At 68.3% G+C, this 17920-nt stretch carries 18 protein-coding genes; 13 read left to right on the top strand and 5 right to left on the bottom strand.

The features are described from left to right. The first annotated feature begins 69 nt into the window (after window positions 1-69). Together FOJ82_RS01225 and FOJ82_RS01220 are read left to right on the top strand one after the other, a co-directional pair. Entirely contained in the window at window positions 70-636 is a 567-nt protein-coding gene (locus FOJ82_RS01225; protein WP_185975570.1) for a glycoside hydrolase family 20 zincin-like fold domain-containing protein, read from the top strand. Beyond that, a complete protein-coding gene (locus tag FOJ82_RS01220; RefSeq protein WP_143936638.1) occupies window positions 576-2897 on the top strand; it encodes a discoidin domain-containing protein in 2322 nt (773 codons plus the stop codon). The genes FOJ82_RS01225 and FOJ82_RS01220 overlap by 61 nt, the downstream gene beginning before the upstream one ends. 179 nt (window positions 2898-3076) lie before the next feature. Here FOJ82_RS01220 and FOJ82_RS01215 read toward each other — a convergent pair whose 3' ends face one another. After that, a complete protein-coding gene (locus FOJ82_RS01215; RefSeq protein WP_143936637.1) occupies window positions 3077-4087 on the bottom strand; it encodes a Gfo/Idh/MocA family protein in 1011 nt (336 codons plus the stop codon). Between the two features lie 93 nt (window positions 4088-4180). Here FOJ82_RS01215 and holA point away from each other — a divergent pair, with 93 nt between their 5' ends. Then, window positions 4181-5152, top strand: coding sequence for a DNA polymerase III subunit delta (holA, locus tag FOJ82_RS01210; RefSeq protein ID WP_143936636.1), 972 nt, complete (start codon window positions 4181-4183; stop codon window positions 5150-5152). A 78-nt stretch (window positions 5153-5230) separates the two neighbouring features. On the opposite strand, the gene rpsT is transcribed toward holA, so the two are convergent. Beyond that, entirely contained in the window at window positions 5231-5494 is a 264-nt protein-coding gene (gene rpsT / locus FOJ82_RS01205) for a 30S ribosomal protein S20 (RefSeq protein WP_143936635.1), read from the bottom strand. Between the two features lie 159 nt (window positions 5495-5653). Here rpsT and FOJ82_RS16090 point away from each other — a divergent pair, with 159 nt between their 5' ends. The 6 genes from FOJ82_RS16090 to FOJ82_RS01175 all read left to right on the top strand — a co-directional run bounded on the left by FOJ82_RS16090 (window position 5654) and on the right by FOJ82_RS01175 (window position 12054). Beyond that, a complete protein-coding gene (locus FOJ82_RS16090; RefSeq protein ID WP_185975569.1) occupies window positions 5654-6286 on the top strand; it encodes a hypothetical protein in 633 nt (210 codons plus the stop codon). Window positions 6287-6468: 182 nt separating this feature from the next. Then, entirely contained in the window at window positions 6469-8298 is a 1830-nt protein-coding gene (gene lepA / locus FOJ82_RS01195; RefSeq protein ID WP_143936634.1) for a translation elongation factor 4, read from the top strand. 110 nt (window positions 8299-8408) lie between these two features. Then, window positions 8409-9494 carry an FKBP-type peptidyl-prolyl cis-trans isomerase gene (locus FOJ82_RS01190; protein ID WP_143936633.1) on the top strand — a complete coding sequence of 362 codons (1086 nt, stop codon included), beginning with the start codon at window positions 8409-8411 and terminating at the stop codon, window positions 9492-9494. A gap of 94 nt (window positions 9495-9588) precedes the next feature. Continuing rightward, complete coding sequence (locus tag FOJ82_RS01185; protein WP_143936632.1) at window positions 9589-11343, top strand: DEAD/DEAH box helicase; 1755 nt, start codon at window positions 9589-9591, stop codon at window positions 11341-11343. A 64-nt stretch (window positions 11344-11407) separates the two neighbouring features. Continuing rightward, complete coding sequence (locus FOJ82_RS01180) at window positions 11408-11857, top strand: CBS domain-containing protein (protein ID WP_143936631.1); 450 nt, start codon at window positions 11408-11410, stop codon at window positions 11855-11857. Further along, window positions 11854-12054, top strand: coding sequence for a hypothetical protein (locus FOJ82_RS01175; RefSeq protein WP_143936630.1), 201 nt, complete (start codon window positions 11854-11856; stop codon window positions 12052-12054). Before FOJ82_RS01180 ends, FOJ82_RS01175 begins: the two co-directional genes overlap by 4 nt. A 32-nt stretch (window positions 12055-12086) precedes the next feature. On the opposite strand, the gene FOJ82_RS01170 is transcribed toward FOJ82_RS01175, so the two are convergent. From FOJ82_RS01170 to FOJ82_RS01160, 3 genes are read right to left on the bottom strand one after another with little or no spacing between them, the layout of a single operon-like run. Beyond that, window positions 12087-12911 (bottom strand): carbohydrate ABC transporter permease, encoded by an 825-nt coding sequence (locus tag FOJ82_RS01170; RefSeq protein WP_143936629.1) that lies wholly within the window; start codon window positions 12909-12911, stop codon window positions 12087-12089. Beyond that, window positions 12908-13870: a carbohydrate ABC transporter permease gene (locus tag FOJ82_RS01165; RefSeq protein WP_143936628.1), complete on the bottom strand. Its 963-nt coding sequence runs from the start codon at window positions 13868-13870 to the stop codon at window positions 12908-12910. The genes FOJ82_RS01170 and FOJ82_RS01165 overlap by 4 nt, the downstream gene beginning before the upstream one ends. Further along, the gene (locus tag FOJ82_RS01160; protein WP_143936627.1) at window positions 13870-15162 is read right to left on the bottom strand and encodes an ABC transporter substrate-binding protein; all 1293 of its coding nucleotides are present in this window, start codon (window positions 15160-15162) and stop codon (window positions 13870-13872) included. The genes FOJ82_RS01165 and FOJ82_RS01160 overlap by 1 nt, the downstream gene beginning before the upstream one ends. A gap of 88 nt (window positions 15163-15250) precedes the next feature. Here FOJ82_RS01160 and hemW point away from each other — a divergent pair, with 88 nt between their 5' ends. From hemW to FOJ82_RS01140, 4 genes are all read left to right on the top strand, one after another. Further along, window positions 15251-16459, top strand: a complete 1209-nt coding sequence (gene hemW, locus FOJ82_RS01155) for a radical SAM family heme chaperone HemW (RefSeq protein WP_143936626.1) — start codon at window positions 15251-15253, stop codon at window positions 16457-16459. A gap of 167 nt (window positions 16460-16626) precedes the next feature. Next, window positions 16627-17163 carry an HAD-IA family hydrolase gene (locus FOJ82_RS01150; protein ID WP_185975568.1) on the top strand — a complete coding sequence of 179 codons (537 nt, stop codon included), beginning with the start codon at window positions 16627-16629 and terminating at the stop codon, window positions 17161-17163. A gap of 108 nt (window positions 17164-17271) precedes the next feature. After that, on the top strand, window positions 17272-17505 hold the full coding sequence (locus FOJ82_RS01145) for a ribbon-helix-helix domain-containing protein (RefSeq protein WP_073186923.1): 234 nt from the start codon (window positions 17272-17274) through the stop codon (window positions 17503-17505). After that, window positions 17502-17744 (top strand): toxin, encoded by a 243-nt coding sequence (locus tag FOJ82_RS01140; RefSeq protein ID WP_073186922.1) that lies wholly within the window; start codon window positions 17502-17504, stop codon window positions 17742-17744. Before FOJ82_RS01145 ends, FOJ82_RS01140 begins: the two co-directional genes overlap by 4 nt. The last annotated feature ends 176 nt before the right edge of the window (window positions 17745-17920 follow it).

Below are 17920 nucleotides of genomic sequence, written 5' to 3'. Positions count from 1 at the left end.
AGTCGATCCGACAACGAAGTGGATGGATGACCCATGTCCCAGATGCGCCCACGATCCAGACTGGCTTCGGTGGCCACCATTACGGCCGCCACGCTGGCGGTGACACTCGCCCCGCTCGCCCCCTCCGCCCAGGAGGCCAACGCGGCGCCCAACGATGCACCCACCATCATCCCGGCCCTCCAGGAATGGACCGGCGGGGAGGGGAGCTTCGCGCTCTCCTCGACGTCCAGGATCGTGGTGGAGGACGCGCTCCGTGAGGTCGGCGAGCAGCTCGCATCAGACTTGGCCGCCGTCACCGGTCTCGAGCTCGAGGTCACGCAGTCCGAACCGGCCAGTGGCGACGTGGTGCTGGACCAGGACGCAGCACTGACCGACGACGGGGACGCCGAACGCTTCGCCGAGGAGGGCTATGTCCTGGAGGCGACCACATCGCAGCTCACCATCACGGCCCCGAGCGAGGCCGGCGTCTTCTACGGCACCAGGACGGCGCTGCAGGGACTCGTCCAGTCCGACGGCGAACCAGCTTCCCTGCAGGTGAGGCCACCGACTGGCCCTCCTACGAGGTACGCGGCTTCATGCTCGACGTCGGGCGGCGGTTCTTCACCCCCGAGTTCGTCCGCGACTACATCTCGATGATGAGTTGGTACAAGCTCAACGAGTTCCAGATTCACCTCAATGACAACGAGATCTACCCCTCCAACGGCTGGGAGAACGCCTATCAGGGCTTCCGGCTGGTGTCCGAAGACCCGTACTTCGACGGCCTGGCCGCTGAGGACGGCGCCTACGACCGCGAGGACTGGCAGTCGTTCGAGGACACTGCGGCCGCCCACAGCGTCACGATCATCCCTGAGATCGACGTCCCGGCCCACTCGCGCTCCTTCATCCAGTGGAAGCCGGAACTTGGCCTCAACGGCGGTGACTCGGATCGGCTCGACCTTTCCAAGCCCGAAACCACCGAGGTCATCCAGCGGGTCTTCTCCGAGTTCGCATCTTGGTTCGAAGGACCGGCAGTTCACTTCGGCGCCGATGAGTACCCCGGCAACGAGGATGACTACCGCAACTTCTTCAACGCCATGGCCGCGTTCGTCCGTGATGACCTCGGCAAGGAGGCCCGCGCCTGGGGCAGCATGACCCACATGCACGGCTCCGCCGACGGCTACGACCGGGATGTCACGATCAACGCCTGGAACGGTGCCGGGGACGGCGGTTGGTACAGCATGGAGAGCGCCTACGAGGACGGCTATGAGTTCATCAGCATGAACGACGGCACCCTCTACGTCGTGCCGTTCGCCGACTACTACCACGGCAGCGGCCTCAACAACCAGTGGCTCTACAGCAGCTGGCTACCCAATCGCCGCGGCGACCAGGACGTGGTTCCCGCAGGTGCGCCGGCCGGCGCGATGTTCGCCGTGTGGAACGACCTGGTCCACGACGACTACACCGAGCTCGGTGTGCACGGCCTGGTGAGGGACTCCTTCCCGGTCATCGCGCAGAAGTCGTGGAAGGCGGAGGACCCGGCCATCAGCTACGCGCAGTTCTCCGACGCCCTTCAGGCTGTCGGCCGAGGTCCCGGTCTACGGGTGATCGAGCAGGACCCGGTCGCCGACACGGGCGAGCTCAGCCTCGGGGCCGACGTCACCGCCTCCAGCAGCACCGCGGGCAACGGACCCGAGAACCTTGTCGACGGCAACATGTTCTCCCGCTGGTCCACTGGCCGGGGCGAGGCCTCCTTCACGGTCGACCTAGGCTCTGACCGCACAGTCGGCCGTGTCGAGGTTGACTGGGCCACCCCGGCGCCGACGGGGATCGATGTCGAGGTGTCCAACGACGGGGACGTCTGGCGGACCGTTGCATCGGGCGCCGAAGGCAACGAGATCGCCTTCGAGGCCGACTCCGCCCGCTACGTCCGCGTGACCGCAGCCTCGACGGCAGGTTCGATCACTGCCTGGCGCGCGGCCGTGTTCGCCCCTGAACCGCTCTCCGCAGGTGCCGTGGTCACGGCCTCGGGCGTGGAGGCAGCATCGACTCCTCCGGAGGCCGTGGTGGACGGAAACCTGGCCACTCGCTGGTCCGCCAACTACGTGGAGAACCCATGGATCGCGCTGGACCTGGGTGAGCCCAGTACCTTCAGCCAGATCGACATCGCCTGGGAGTCCGCCTCCGCGACCGGATGCGTGATTGAGGTCTCCGACGACGGCCAGACCTGGGCCGAGGTCGAGGCGCTCAGCGACCAGCCGACCGGCGCCCGCACCGACGAGGTGGTCCTGACGGAGCCGGTCACCGCCCGGCACGTGAGGATCACAGTCCGCGCCAAGTCGATCAACCCCTACCTCAGTATCTACGAGATCACGATCCCTGCCCCCGAAGTTGATGCGCCCGATCCCGGGCCGAGTGAGGAGCCTTCGCAGGATCCGAGTGGGGAGCCTTCGCAGGAGCCGAGTGGGGAGCCTTCGCAGGAGCCGAGTGAGGAGCCGACCGCTGGCCCCGTCGACGTCTACGCCACGCCCGGCCTGCATCACGTGAACGGCCGGCACTGGTGGACCGAGTGCGAGCCGTATTCCCAGACGTTCCGTTGCACCACGAAGATCTGGGCCACCACGGTGTCGCAGGTGGGTGCGACCTTCGTCGGGAAGACCGACTGGACGTTCAACAACCTGACCTACCTGCCCCACATGTCCCGCGAGCAGTGGGCCGCGAACCCACTCGGACGCACGGGGCACTGGACCGCAGCTGACGGTCGGGAATGGCGGACGGAATGCGACACTGCGGTGACGGGGGCCAACGGCTGCCGCAGCTACACGCGGTCCGACGTCGTGGTCTCCGAGCAGGTCGACGGCAGGTGGACCTACCGCTGGGACCGGATCTGGGTGCTCAACAACATGGTCCGTTTCGGCTGACTCGACAACGCCCGAATCCAGAACAGAAGGAAGGGGCGCCCCGGACCGAAGTCCGGGGCGCCCCTTCTGGTCGGTGGAGTCGCCGTGTCAGCGCCGTTTCCCGACGTGGTTGCGCCTGGCCACTACCAACGCGTCAGACGTGCTGCGCGGCGTAACGCTCAGGACCCCCGCGTGCGGTGTCACTCCGCAACGGCAACCGTCGGCCGCGGCTCCAGACCCGCGGAGACGTACATCGCGTCGATCACCTTCATGGTTGCCAGAGAGTCGTCGGGTCCGGTCAGGACCGGGGCGCCGCCACGCACTGCTGCCACGAAGGCCGACAGCTGGGCCTCGTAGGTGGTCGGCGTGCCCGGCACCGAGTGGTCCACGGTCTCGCCGTCGACGGTGACCAGCACCTGGTTGCCCTGCTGCGGCTTGACGAAGCCGTTGACCTCGATGGTGCCACGGCTGCCTGTGATGAGGACGTGCTGCACCTCCTCGGGCTCGAACAGCGAGCTGGTGATGGTGGAGCGGACTCCACCCGGGAACTCGAGGGTGTTGGTGATCGCCTCGTCGAGGCGAGGGTCGTCAGTGGTGCGCGCCGAGCCGGAGAGCACCGACGGCTCGCCGAACAGCGTGCGCAGGAAGTGCACCGGGTAGCAGCCGAGGTCCATGGTGGACCCGCCCGAGAGGTCGTGGTTGTAGCGGATGTCGCTGCGGTCCGGCAGGTGCACGAGGAACTCAGCGTCCGCGGTGCGCACGTCTCCGATCGCGCCGTCGGCGAGCAGGTCCAGGACCTTGTGGGTCAGCGCGTGGTAGCGGTTGTGGAAGGCCTCCATCAGCACCAGTTCGGGATGGCCGGCCGCGACGGCCGCCACCTGCTGCGCCTCGGCCAGGTTGGAGGCGAAGGGCTTCTCCACCAGGACGTGCTTGCCGGCCTCCAACGCGCGGATTGTCCAGTACGCGTGGTGCGAGTTCGGCAGCGGGTTGTAGACGGCCTCCACCTCAGCGTCGGCCAGCAGTTCCCCGTAGGAGTCGCAGGTCCGCTCGATGCCGTGCTCGGCGGCGAACTCCTCGGCCCGGGACCGGTCACGGGCTGCCACGGCGACGAGCCGGACGTCCGGGTTGCCGGCGGCCGGCTCGATCAACGCCGGCGGGGTGATCCCCGCGGCTCCGAGGATCCCGATCCTCAACGGTTCAGCCTGCGACATCTGTGTCCTCCAGTGGTGCATCGTGGTCTGTCTGCCAGTCTAGGGGCCGCGCAGACGGGCGCGATGTCGGGGTCAACTGGCAAACTTGCACCCATGACCGCCTTCGGAACCGCGCTGCTGGTCAGCGGGACAGAACAGCTGCTCGCCGCTCGCGCCGTGGAGGCGCGCCGCAAGGAGGCGCTGGCCGAACAGCCCGACGCCGAGGTCAACCGGCTGGACGCCTCGGAACTCCAGGGCTCCATGCTGGCGGAGGTCGTCGGCGGATCGCTGTTCGCGAGCCACATCATCGCCATCATCGACGACGTCGGCGCCACACCGCCCGAGGTGGTGGACCAGCTGGTGGCGACGGCGAAGAACCCGGGCCCGGAACTGTGCCTGGTACTGGTCCACCAGGGCGGCAACAAGGGCAAGGGCCTCATCGACAAGCTCAAGAAGGCCAGGATCGAGTTGGAGACCGTGGCTCCCATCAAGAGCTGGGAGGTCCCGAAGTTCTGCCAGGCCGAGGCCAAGCGGCAGCGGGTGGGGCTCACCACGGATGCGGCCAATGCGCTGGTCGCCGCGATCGGCACTGACCTGCGGGCGCTGGTCTCGGCCATCTCCCAGCTCGCCGACGACGCCGGCGGGGAGGAGATCGACGCCAAGCTGATCGGCCGCTACTTCGCGGGCCGGGCCGACGTCACGTCGTTCGCCGTCGCCGACGCCGTCCTCGCCGGCAACTCGTCCCTCGCGATGGAGCGGCTGCGCTGGGCGCTCAGCACCGGTGCGGCGCCGGTGCTCGTGACCAGCGCCATGGCGGCCGCGTTTCGCGGGATGGGCAAGTACCTGGACGCGCAAGGCATGCGGATGAACGAGTACGACCTGGCCCGCCAGCTCGGGGTGCCGCCCTGGAAGATCAAGGACTACTCCCGCAACTCCCGGCACTGGCAGTCCGGGGGAGTGGCCGCCGCGATCAAGCTGGTTGCCGCTGCGGACGCTGACGTGAAGGGCGCCGCCACCAGCGCCGAGTACTCATTGGAGCGGATGGTGCTGGGAGTGCTGGCGCAGCGTCGAAACGCCGCCCGCTGACCGGGCACGGGAACGCGAAACAGCGCCCCGACCACCGAGTGGGTCGGGGCGCTGGTCACGTTCAGCGCTGTGGGTGCCTCAGGAGAGGGCGGCCGCAGTGGCGGAGATCGCCGACTTGCGGTTGGCGGCGTTGTTCTTGTGGATGACGCCCTTGCTCACGGCCCGGTCCAGGGAGCGGTTGGCCACCCTCGAGAGCTCGACGGCCTTCTCGGTCTCACCGGCGGCGACAGCCTGGCGGAACGAGCGGATGTGGGTGCGCAGCTCGGACTTGATGGCCTTGTTGCGCTGGCGCGACTTCTCGTTGGTCTTGTTGCGCTTCTTCTGGGACTTGATGTTCGCCACTGGGGCTCGCCTCACTAAATGTCTACTCGGATTTTTCAGTCGCGCACTCGGCGCGACGACCCATACTACTGTCGCTTGGCCTGAGCGGCCAAATCATGCGTGAGAGGATCTTCCCGCGTCTCTCATCGGCTTCTCATACTACGGCGCTTCAATTGGACCATGCGAAAGTCCTTGATCACCCTGACCGTCGTTCCGCTCCTGCTCCTGGCCGCATGCTCCGGGGGTGAGACCGGGCCGGACGGGTCCGCCACGCCCGCGACCACGGTCTCCGGGCAGCCGGTCGCCACCGCTGCGTCGGACGACACCCACAACGGTGCTTCCGCGACCACGTCCCCGGAGACCACCGAGGCCGGCACACCCACGCACGCCGCCACCACCGGCCCGGCGGGGGACTGCGCCTCGAGCGACGACGACCTGGTGATCCGCGACGGCGAGGTCTGCGAGCTCGACGGGGCTGTCATCGGTGGCAACCTCGAGATCGAGCGAGGGGGCACCCTCGTGGCCAACGAGGTCACCGTCGATGGCGACGTCCAGGGCGAGGGGCACGCCGCCGTCACGTTCGTCGACGGCCGGGTCGGCGGGAACATCCAGCTCAACGGCGGCGGCGCCGCCACCGTCACCGGAACCGACGTCGACGGGGACATCCAGTCCGAGGACAACACCGGTGCGCAGGAGTTCAGCGGCAACACCATCGACGGCAACCTCCAGTGCGAGGGCAACGACCCGGCGCCGACCGGTGGCGGCAACGTCGTCGCAGGCGATGCCGAGGATCAGTGCGCGGCCCTGGCCTGACGGCCGTCGGGTCCACAATCCCACTCCGACCCGACACGCCGCACGGATCAAGCGCAGGGGTGGCCCGTCCCCCCTGCGTCGATTCCACCGGGCGTGTCGGGTCGGCCCGGTCCCGCTGCCGTTTCGCCGGTCCGGGGTTCCGTGCGAGAATGTGTGTTCCCTGAGACCCACGAGGAATGTGAATGCGCGCACCGAGCCCCGGCCGGACCGAGCCGGAGATCATCCGCAACTTCTGCATCATCGCCCACATCGACCACGGGAAGTCGACCCTTGCGGACCGGATGCTGCAGTTGACGGGAGTCGTCGACAACCGGAGCATGCGGGCGCAGTACCTGGACCGCATGGACATCGAGCGCGAGCGCGGCATCACCATCAAGTCGCAGGCGGTGCGGATGCCGTGGACGGTCGACGGCACGATCCACGTCCTGAACATGATCGACACCCCCGGCCACGTTGACTTCACCTACGAGGTGTCCCGGTCCCTGCAGGCGTGCGAGGGTGCGCTGCTGCTGGTGGACGCCGCCCAGGGCATCGAGGCCCAGACGCTGGCCAACCTGTACCTCGCGCTCGAGGCCGACCTGCACATCATCCCGGTCCTGAACAAGATCGACCTGCCCGGCGCTCAGCCGGAGAAGTTCGCCGAGGAGCTCGCCGGAATCATCGGCTGCGACCCCGACGACGTACTGCGCGTCTCCGCGAAGACCGGCGTCGGCGTCCCCGAGCTCCTGAACGAGATCGTCGAGCAGATTCCCGCCCCCGTCGGCGACGCCGACGCCCCGGCACGCGCGCTGATCTTCGACTCCGTCTACGACACCTACCGCGGAGTGGTCACCTACGTCCGCGTCGTCGATGGCGAGCTGAACCACCGCGAACGCATCCAGATGATGTCCACCAAGGGCACCCACGAACTGCTCGAGGTGGGCGTGATCTCGCCCGACCCGATCAAGTCCGACGCCATCGGCGTCGGCGAGGTGGGCTACCTGATCACCGGCGTGAAGGACGTGCGCCAGTCGCGCGTGGGTGACACGGTCACCACCCAGTCCCGCCCCGCGCAGCAGGACCTCGGTGGCTACCAGCACCCCAATCCGATGGTCTACGCCGGCCTGTACCCGATGGACGGCGACGACTTCGGCAACCTGCGCGAGGCGCTCGAGAAGCTGCAGCTCAACGACGCCGCCCTCACCTACGAGCCCGAGACCTCCGGCGCGCTCGGCTTCGGCTTCCGCATCGGCTTCCTCGGCCTGCTCCACATGGAGATCGTCCGGGAGCGGCTGGAGCGCGAGTTCAACCTGGACCTGATCTCCACCGCCCCCAACGTCGTCTACCGAGTGGTGATGGAGGACGGCACGGAGCACACGGTGACCAACCCGTCGGAGTACCCGGAGGGCAAGATCGCCGAGGTCTACGAGCCGGTCGTGCGCAGCACGATCCTGGCGCCGGCCGACTACATCGGCACCATCCTCGAGCTGTGCCAGACCCGGCGCGGCATCCAGTTGGGCCTGGACTACCTCAGCGAGGACCGCGTCGAGATCCGCTACCAGCTCCCGTTGGCCGAGATCGTCTTCGACTTCTTCGACGCGCTGAAGTCCCGCACCAAGGGCTACGCGTCGCTGGACTACGAGCCCGACGGCGAGCAGTCGGCGGACCTCGTGAAGGTGGACATCCTCCTGCACGGTGACCCGGTCGACGCCTTCTCCGCGATCGTCCACCGTGAGAACGCCTACAGCTACGGTCTGTCGATGGCCGCCAAGCTGAAGGAACTGATCCCGCGCCAGCAGTTCGAGGTGCCCATCCAGGCCGCCATCGGCGCCCGGGTCATCGCCCGCGAGACCATTCGCGCCATCCGCAAGGACGTCCTCGCCAAGTGCTACGGCGGAGACATCTCCCGAAAGCGCAAGCTGCTGGAGAAGCAGAAGGAGGGCAAGAAGCGGATGAAGATGGTTGGCCGCGTCGAGGTCCCCCAGGAGGCCTTCGTCGCCGCGCTGTCCACCTCGGAGCCGACCAAGAAGTAGCGGACCACCGGCAGCGGACCCAAAGGCGCGTCACAGGTTCGGCGGGTATCGTCGCCGGGGAGACTGCTCCGGGAGCTCCCGGAATGCAACACCGACCTGAGGACCACCCCATGAAACTGCCTGCCCGCAACCTCGCTGCGCTCTGCGCCGTCGCCGGACTCCTGGTCGCCGGCTGCTCCAGCCCCGACGCCACCCAGACCGATGCCGCGTCCGAGGCGACGGCCCCGGCCACCACGCCCGCCGCGGACACCGCCACCACGGAGGCCCCCGTACCCGAGAGCGGCGGCACCTGCGACGCGACGATGGGCGAGGGCGAGGCCGACACCACCGCCGACGCCGAAGCCTCGCTCGCCGCCCTCGAGGCGGTCACCATCAGCGACGACGCTGCCCCGACGGTGACCTTCGACGCGCCGATGTCCATCGGTCAGGAGGCCGTGCGGGTGGCTTCCGACGGTGACGGCGAGGACCTCGCGGACGGCCACCTGGTCACCTTCAACTACCTGGTCTGCGACACGGTCACCGGAGAGAAGCTCTACTCAACCTGGGGTCTCACCGCCGAGGAGGACGCTCCGGAGACCTATGTGCTGTCGGTCGCCAACTTCGGCGAGTCGCTCGCGGCCACCATGGACGGCGTCAGCACCGGCGCCAAGCTGCTGTGGGCGCAGCCCGGCCTGACGGCTGAGGAGAGCTCCACCGGGCAGGCCGTCAACGGCTTCCTCTACGCCATGACCATCACCGGCTCGCAGGCTGTGGCCGACTCCGCGACCGGCGCGGACGTGCCCGTCACCGACGAGTCGCTCCCCGTCGTCGAGATCGTCGACGGCAAGCCCGCGATCACGGTTCCTGAGTCCTTCACCGACCCGACGGAACTCGTCGTCCAGCCGCTCGTACAGGGCGAGGGTGCCACCGTCGAGGCGGGCCAGACGGTACTGGTGAAGTACAGCGGCTGGCTCACCGACGGCACCCCGTTCGACTCCTCGTGGGAGCGCGAGGCCCCCAACGACGTGTTCACGTTCCAGGCCGGCACCGGCGGCGTCATCCAGGGCTGGGACCAGGGCGTCCTCGGGCAGCAGGTGGGCAGCCGCCTCCTGCTCGTCGTCCCCTCGGAGATGGGCTACGGAGCCACCGGCAGTGGCGACACCATCCCGCCGGACGCGACGCTGGTCTTCGTCGTCGACATCCTGGCGGCGTACTGACAACCGACGGTGCGCCGGCCCCGCGATCGGGGTCGGCGCGCCGGATGTCGTGGGTTCGGAAGGGCCGGTGAACCCCGGTATGATCCCAAGCCGTATGCGCGCTTCACCGTTCGAGTCCCTGCCCCCCGCCTATCCCAGGCGGGCACCCTGGGGAACCGCCTCGAGCCTGCGCGCCTGGCAGCAGGAGGCCTTCGACCTCTACTGCGAAACCGAGCCCCGGGACTTCCTCTGCGTCGCAACCCCCGGCGCCGGCAAGACGACCTTCGCGCTGCGCGTGGCGCACCACCTGCTCAGCAGGCGCACGGTCAAGCGCATCATCGTCGTGACCCCCACCGAGCACCTCAAGGTGCAGTGGGCCGACGCCGCGGCCCGCGTTGGCATCCAGCTCGACCCCGGCACCGGCGGCACCCGCCGCGGCCGCTCCAAGGAGTACGACGGCTCGGTGGTGACCTACGCCGGGGTGGCCATGCGCGCCTACGCCTACGAGGCCATCTGCCACGGCACGGACGTGCTGGTCATCTTCGACGAGATCCACCACGCCGGGGACTCCCGCTCCTGGGGCGACGCCGTCGCCGACTCCTTCGCGCCTGCGGCCAGGCGCCTGTCACTGACGGGAACCCCGTTCCGCTCCGACGAGCACCCCATCCCGTTCGTCACCTACGAGGAGGGCGCGGGCGGGGTGAAGACCTCCCGTCCCGACTACACCTACGGCTACGCCGAGGCCCTGGCCGACCACGTGGTGCGGCCCGTGTTGTTCATGAACTACGGCGGCCCCATGCGCTGGCGCACCAAGTCCGGGGAGGAGCTCGCAGTCGACCTCGGCACGCCGCTGACCAAGGACCTCACCTCCCACGCCTGGCGCACCGCCCTGGCGCCCACGGGGGAGTGGATCCAGGCGGTCCTCGGCGCCGCAGACACCCGGCTCACCGAGGCCAGGCGCCACGTCCCCGACGCCGGTGGTCTCGTGATCGCCACGGACCAGACCCAGGCGCGTGCCTACGCCCGCCTCCTGCACTCGCTCACGGGCCAGAAACCCACCGTCGTGCTGTCGGACGACCAGAAGGCCAGCTCCCGCATCGAGGAGTTCTCCGAGTCGGAGGACCGCTGGATGGTGGCCGTGCGGATGGTCTCCGAGGGCGTTGACGTCCCAAGGCTCGCGGTGGGGGTCTACGCCACCGCCACCTCCACGCCCCTGTTCTTCGCCCAGGCCGTGGGCCGGTTCGTCCGCTCCCGCCGCCGCGGCGAGGTGGCCACCGTGTTCCTGCCGACGGTGCCCATCCTCCTGAGCCACGCCGCCAACCTGGAGCGGCAGCGCGACCACGTCCTGGGCCGCCCCCGCAACGCCGACGACCTCTGGAGCGAGTCCGAGGCGCTGATGGCCGACGCGAACTCCAACGACTCCGCCGCCGACGACCTCCTCGGGCAGTTCGAGGCGCTCGAGTCCCAGGCCACCTTCGACCACGTCCTGTTCGACTCTCAGGCCTTCGGGATGCACGCCGAACCGCTGAGCGAGGACGAGCAGGACTACCTCGGCCTGCCGGGGCTGCTGGAGCCGGACCAGGTGCACTCGCTGCTCGCGGAGCGCCAGAGTCGCCAGCTGCGCCGTCGCGAGCGGCAGGACCGCAAGGAGCGTGCCGAACCGGCCGTGGCCCTCCACCGGGCGCTGGCGAGCAAGCGCAAGGAGCTCAACTCCCTGGTGGCCCAGTTCGCCCGGGCCAACGGCGTGCCTCACAGCCACGTCCACGCCAACCTGCGCCGCGAGACCGGCGGCCCGAAGGTGCCGGAGGCGTCGCAGGAGCAGGTGGACCAGCGCATCCTCGTGATGCGCCGCTGGCTCCGCGGCGCCTGAGGTCCCGCCCCTGCGGAACGGTCCCGTTCCGCCCGTGGCATGGGCAGCGGGGTTAGGCTTGGGCATGAGGATCTCAGAGGTAATCAAGCGCAAGGGGAGCAAGGTGGTGACCATCGCCCCGGATGCGTCCGTGGCGGATCTCCTCAAGTCTCTCTACGACAACAAGATCGGTGCCTGCGTCGTCAGTCTCGACGACGGCTCGACGGTGGCGGGGATCGTCAGCGAACGCGACGTCGTCATCGCCCTGCACGAACGCGGCACCGGTGTGCTGGAGAAACCGGTCAGCTCGATCATGACACCGGAGGTGCAGGCGTGCGCCATCGACGACGAGCTCCGGAGCCTCGCGGTGCGGATGACCGAGCACCGCGTCCGGCACATGCCGGTGCTGGACGAGGACGGCCACCTCCTGGCCATCGTGTCCATCGGCGACGTCGTGAAGAACCGGTTGGACGAGCTTGAGGAGGAGACCAACCAGCTCTTCCACTACGTGCAGGGTGACCGCTCGACGGTGTGAGCCCTCACTCGTTCACGGCACCGGACGAGGCGTTCATGATCCGCTTCTGGAAGATGATGAACACCACGGCCACCGGGTTCGGCTGGCTGTCGGCCGACGAGGGTTGGCCGCCCCTGCCGTACCCGGCCAGCTGCCGGCCCCCGGCCTGGGCCGCGGCGTCGGCATGGGGGCTCGCCGACGTCCTGGGCGACGAGTAGCGTCGGGACGCAGCGGCGGTGGATGCCCCGCCTCAGCGCAGGCCGGAAGTTGTCAGCCCACGCACCAGGTAGCGCTGCAGGAAAAGGAACACGAACACCATGGGCACGATCGCGACCAGCGAGCCCATGAACAGTTCCGGGTAGCGCACGCCCTGGCTGGTCATGAACTGGCTGAGCGCAACCTGCAGGGTGCGCGTCGCGTCGCGGCCGACCAGGCTGGGCCACAGGAACGCGTTCCACGAGCCGATCAGGACGATGGTGCCGACGGCGGCGATGATGCCCCTGGAGTTCGGCACCACGATCCGCCAGAAGCTGCTCCAAGGGTTGCAGCCGTCGATCAGCGACGCGTCCTCGAGTTCGGTGGGGAAGTCCAGGAACGACTGCCGGAACAGGTAGGTGGCGAACGCTGAGAACATCCCCGGGACCACCAGGCCGCGGAAGGTGTCGATCCACCCGAACTGGGCGGTGATGATGAACATCGGGACGAACGTCGTGGCGGCGGGAACCATCAGGGTGAACAGCGTCAACCCCAGCAGGAACCGGGAGAGCCGGTGCGTGTGACGGGCCAGGGCGTACCCGGCGAGCAGGGAGACGACGACGGTGCCGCCAGTCTGCAGCACGGCCATCACCGCCGAGTTGAACATTGCCCGCAGGATCCCGATGGAGTCGTTGGCCAGCAGCGAGTCCAGGTTCGTGAGGTCCAACTGGTCGGGCAGCCAGTTCCACTGCGCGGAGGTGATGTTGGCGTTGGTGGAGAACGCGTTGCGCACGATCACGTAGAAGGGCAGGCAGAAGAGTGCTGCCAGTACCACGAGTGCGACGTAGCGCAACACAGTCGTTGAGCGTCGGGTCGTCATTTGTCGCGTCCCCGGTTCAGGACCCAGCTCTGGGCGAGGCCGAACAGCACGATGATGCTGGTCAGGATCATGGTGCCCGCGCCGCCGACGCCGAGGTCCTGCTGGCCGCCGCCGAGCGCCGTGATGTAGAGGTGAACCAGCGGTGGTCGGCCGTACGGCGGGTAGGAGCCGATGGATCCCAGCATGTTGTAGAACTCGTCGAAGGCCTGGAACGCGTTGATCAGCAGCAGCATGATTACTGCGACGCTGGTGGCTCGCAGCTGTGGCAGCGTGATCCAGCGCAGCAGGCGCCAGCCGGAGGCGCCGTCGAGGGCGGCCGCCTCGTAGGTCTCGTGCGGGATCAGCTGCAGCCCCGCGATGAACAGGATCATGTAGAACCCCACCTGCAGCCACAGCCGCACGGTGACCAGCGCCACCCAGTAGAGGTCGTTGGTGCCGCCCAGCCAGTTGACGGGGTCGCCGCCCAGCGAGCGGATGATCGAGTTCAGGAAGCCGAAGCGGGCACCGTTGAAGAACACGAAGCGCCACACGATCGCGGCCACCACGTAGGAGACCGCCGTCGGGATGAAGAAGACCGAGCGAAAGAACGCCTGGCCGTGCTTCAGGTTGTTCAGCAGCAGCGCCAGCCCCAAGGAACACACGTAGGTCACGGGCACGATGAAGGCAGCGAACACCACGAAGACCAGCAGCGAGTCGATGAACAGGTCGTCGTTGAGCAGTCGCGCGTAGTTGTCCCAGCCGACGAAGCGGGTGGGACTGACCGTGTTGCGGGCCTCGAAGAACGAGAGGTAACCGCTCCAGGCGATCGGCAGGTAGACGAACACCGCGAGGCCGACGAAGAACGGCGCCACGAACGCTGCGAACCACAGGTTGCGGCCCTGCCTGCCCTTCAGGCGACGCCAGAGCCCGGCCCGCCCCTGCTGGGGGCGGGCCGGGACCGTGGCGTGCGGCGTCGACATCAGCCCTGGAGCTTCTCCAGTTCGGTGGCCGCCAGGTCCGCGAAGTCGGCGAACTCGGTGGCGGGGTCAGCGTCCTGCTTGATGACGTTGCTCACCGCGGCGCCGAACGCGTCGCCGAGGGTCCCCGACCACATGATGTCGTTGGCGAAGCCGCTCTCGGCGACGAAGCGGGCAGCCTCTGCGCCCGGACCGCCCGACAGCTTGTCCGCCTTCGCCACGAGTGCGTCCTTGGCCGGGATGTGGGTGCCGTAGGAGTTGGAGAAGTCGACTTGCTTGTCCTCCTGGTCGATCCACAGCCACTTCACGAAAGCCTTCGCGGCCTCGACGTTGGGGCCGTCGGCCGCGACGCAGGCGCCGAACGCCCCGAAAGGCACCGCAGGACGTCCGCCGGGTCCGATGGCTGGGAACGGGAGGACGCCGACGTCGTCGCCGTGGGCCTCGATGATCTGCGGGAGAGACCACAGGCCGCCCCACTGGAACGCGGCCTCGCCGTTGATGAAGGCGGCGCCGTCGTACCACTCGGCCGAGGCCGCCTGCACGACGCCGCCGGAGGCGGAGAGCTCGCGGTAGGCCACCAGGGCGTTGTAGAAGTCCTCGTTCAGGAAGGCCGCCTCGGTGCGCTCGGCGTTGAGCTGGTCGTTGCCGGAGGCCCAGATGAACAGGGTGCCGAGCACGCCGACGCCGCCGTCGTTGCCGGCGAACAGGCCGCCGATGTCGTCGGTCCTCACCGCCTCGATCGCGGCGACGAGCTCGTCGAAGGTTTGCGGCGGCTCGACGCCTGCGGCCTCCAGCAGCGAGGGCCGGTAGTAGAGGAGTTGCATGTCGATGGTCTGCGGGATGCCGTGGACCTTGCCCTCGAAGGTGAAGCGCTCCATCACCGAGGCGTTGAACTGGTCACGGACCGGCTCGATGATGTCGGTCAGGTCGGCGAGCTGGCCGCTGCGGATCATGTCCAGCGAGCCGCCCTGCTCCACCTCGAACACGTCCGGGACGTCGTCGGTCAGCAGTTGCGCGGCCAGGATGCTGCCGTAGTCGCCGGGGGTCCACTTGACCTCGACGGTGGCGTCGGGGTAATCAGCCGCGTAGCCCTCGACCGCCTCCTTGACGCCGGCCTCGCCATACTCGTGGTACCACTGCTGCAGGGTGATGCCCGCAGCGGCCGTGTCCTCCCCGGTTGTTGAAGTGGTGGGCTCCTCGGAGGCGAGCGGGTTGTTGCTGCCGCAGGCGGCCAGGGTCGCGGTGGCGGCGAGGCCGCCGCCCAGGGTGAGCAGGGTTCGTCGATTGAGCTTCATGGGTCCAAGCATCCCACTGGGCCGCTCACCTCCTGGGTCACCGCCACGCGCGTTCGCCAAGGGAGGACGCGGAACGTAGGCTCGTGGGGTGCCCTCCCAGCTCCCAGACGGCGTCGAGTTGCCCGCCGACGGCTCCCTGCCTGCCTCCGCCCTCGCGGACGTGTCGGCGCGGCCGCTGTCGCTGTACCTCCACGTCCCCTTCTGCCGGACACGGTGCGGCTACTGCGACTTCAACACCTACACCGCCTCCGAGTTGCCGGGGATGTCCACCTCCAGCTTCCTGACGGGCGCGCTGGCCGAGATCCGCCTCGCGCGACGCGTCCTCGGCGATGCCGCGCCCCCAGTCGGCACGGTCTTCTTCGGCGGCGGCACCCCCACGATGCTGCCCGCCCGCGAACTGGTGCGCCTCCTAGATGCCATCGGCGACGAGTTCGGACTCCTGCCCGGGGCCGAGGTCACCACCGAGGCCAACCCGGACACGGTGACTCCCGCCTATTTCGAGGAGCTGCTCGAGGGTGGCTTCACGCGGATCTCGCTCGGGATGCAGTCCGTTGTGCCGCACGTCCTGCAGGTGTTGGAGCGCGTCCACACCGCCGGTCGCGGCCTCGACGCCGCCCGCTGGGCCAGCGAGGCTGGGTTCGAGCACGTCAGCCTGGACCTGATCTACGGCACGCCGGGGGAGTCCCTCGACGACTGGCGCCGCTCGCTCGAGGCGGTCGCGGCCACCCCCGTCGACCACGTCTCCGCGTACTCGCTCATCGTCGAGGAGGGCACCCGACTGGCGCTCCAGGTCCGCAGGGGAGAGATCCCGATGCCCGACGACGACGTGCTCGCAGACAAGTACCTCGTGGCAGAGGAGTACCTCACCGGCCAGGGGTTCACGAACTACGAGGTCAGCAACTGGGCGAGCCGGGACTCAGGCCGCTGCCGGCACAACCTCGCCTACTGGCGGGGGGCCAACTGGTGGGGAATCGGGCCAGGCGCTCACAGCCACGTGGGCGGTGTCCGGTTCTGGAACCGCAAGCACCCCCGGTCCTGGGTGGCCGAACTCGACGCCGGACGCTCGCCAGCGCAGGCGGGTGAGTTCCTCGCGCCCGAGGACCAACGGGTGGAGCGCGTGCTGCTGGAGCTGCGCCTCTCCGACGGCCTCGCGTTGGACGTCCTCACGCCGTCCGAGCGTGCCAAGGTCGGCGACGTGGTTGGCGCAGGCCTCGCCGTCGTGGAAGGGGACCGCCTGGTCCTCACCCTGCGGGGGCGGCTGTTGGCCGACGGCGTGGTCCGCGACCTGCTGGACTGACCGGGTCTGCCGATGTTGGGGCGTAGCGGAGCCTGCGAGGATCATCCAGAGGAAAGCGGCGACCTGACATCCATCGCTTCTATGATCGAATCACTCGCCCACGTCAAGAGTCGGAGGCCCACATCCCTATGCAATCCGTCCGTGCCGTCCTCTGGGACGCTGACGGCGTGCTACAGGGCACGCCTGCTGGCACCTGGGACCTCGCGGCCTCGGTCGTGTCTCAGTTCCCTGGCGCGCTCACCGGAGCAGCGATCGATGAAGATGGCATTCGGGCCGTCGCTGACGCCATGGGTTTGGGCGATCGCATTGATGATGTTCTCTCCGTCTGGTGGACCTTCGACGTCCTGCAGCCCGCGTTGGAGATCGTCGCTAGAGTGCGAGCCACCGGGGTCTCCTGCTATCTCGCGACAAACCAGGATTCCTACCGCGCGACGTGCATGCGAAACCGTGCGCCTTACGAGGAGATCCTCGACGGCGCGTACTACTCTTGCGACATCCGCTCGGCAAAGCCGTCGGCGGTGTTCTTCGAACACATCGCGTCGGATCTTGGGCTTGCCCCCGAGCAGCTGCTGTTCATCGACGATCAGCCTGCGAACGTTTCGGGAGCTCGGTCCGCGGGATTGAACGCGGAACGCTGGACATATGGTGACGGGATGGAGAGGCTCCGGAAGCTCCTCGACACGTACGAGATTCATCTGGCCTGACTCCGGGAACGTCCTCAACTGCCGACGAGCGGACGTCGGGAACTGCCGAGTTGCGCAAAGTTCCAGGGGACTCTTCCCCGCGCTCCCTTTTCGTTATACGATTTGTGCATGGTCAGTGACGAGCAGATCCAGAAGTGGGCCGACGAAGCAGAAGCTGGCTACGACCCGGAGAAGCTGTTGCGGCGAGGACGCGGCCGTCCGGGTCGCGGCGCTGAGCCGTCGCAGGTGATCGCGGTGCGCCTGACGCCCGAGGAGCTCGCCGAGCTGGACGCGGCAGCTGAGCGGGATCACGTGTCGCGCTCGGAGGCGATCCGTCGCGCCTTGGCCGGCTACGCCGCGTGAAGGTTCACCCGAGCGCACTCAAGCACGGCATCGCTCAGGAGGATGCGGTGCAGGCCGCGTACTGGTCGTTGTGGATTGAGCCCCTTGACGAGGATGAGTGGCCGCACCGGGAACTGCGGCTCGGGTTCGATACCGCGGCTCGGTTGCTGGAGACGGTTGTCCTGGTTTTCGAGAGCGGGGAAGAGATGGTCATCCACGCCATGCCTGCCCGCAAGCAGTACTGGGACCTACTGCCATGACTAGCTGGGCACAGAAGCACGCTCGCTCATGCCGCGTTCCCAAGGGTGAAGAAGGCACGCTCAACCAGTCCGGCGCTTGGAACGAGGCGCGGTGCGGCTGGCGGGGACGGACTCCCGGGGCTCTACTTGTTCGGTGACGGGATGGTCCATGCTGTAGGCATGAAGAAGCCTTCCCC

The organism is Tessaracoccus rhinocerotis (assembly GCF_007197885.1).
Lineage (GTDB): Bacteria > Actinomycetota > Actinomycetes > Propionibacteriales > Propionibacteriaceae > Arachnia > Arachnia rhinocerotis.
Note: the sequence above shows the minus strand (reverse complement) of the source record. Positions and strands in the feature narration are given on the sequence as shown.